1 protein-coding gene is annotated in these 280 nt (G+C 56.1%); it reads right to left on the reverse strand.

Annotated elements, in window-relative coordinates; all coding sequences use genetic code 11:
• Positions 1–3: 3 nt before the first annotated feature.
• Positions 4–270 carry a DUF3077 domain-containing protein gene (locus CFII64_RS00005; RefSeq protein ID WP_044901053.1) on the reverse strand — a complete coding sequence of 89 codons (267 nt, stop codon included), beginning with the start codon at positions 268–270 and terminating at the stop codon, positions 4–6.
• Between the last annotated feature and the right edge of the window lie 10 nt (positions 271–280).

Raw genomic sequence — 280 nt, forward strand, 5'->3', positions numbered from 1 at the left:
GAATCAACCTTCAGCGTATCGAGCCGCAGCGCTACTCGCCAACGCATCATCAACAATTGCCTTCGCCATCTCGCTCAGATAATGCGCAGCCCAGACACTCTGTTTGCCTGCATCGCCCAGCGCCGCGTCGAGGCTGATTTCGCTGGCACAGGCCAACAAATTGGAGGCATGTTCCAGTGCGGATTCGATGGGGATTTCAGGATTTATGCGAAACAGCGGCTGCCTGGTTTCGCCGCAGGTGGAGAAGGTGATGGTGCCGAGGGTTTTGATGGTTTGTGGT

The organism is Pseudomonas sp. CFII64 (assembly GCF_000416235.1).
Lineage (GTDB): Bacteria > Pseudomonadota > Gammaproteobacteria > Pseudomonadales > Pseudomonadaceae > Aquipseudomonas.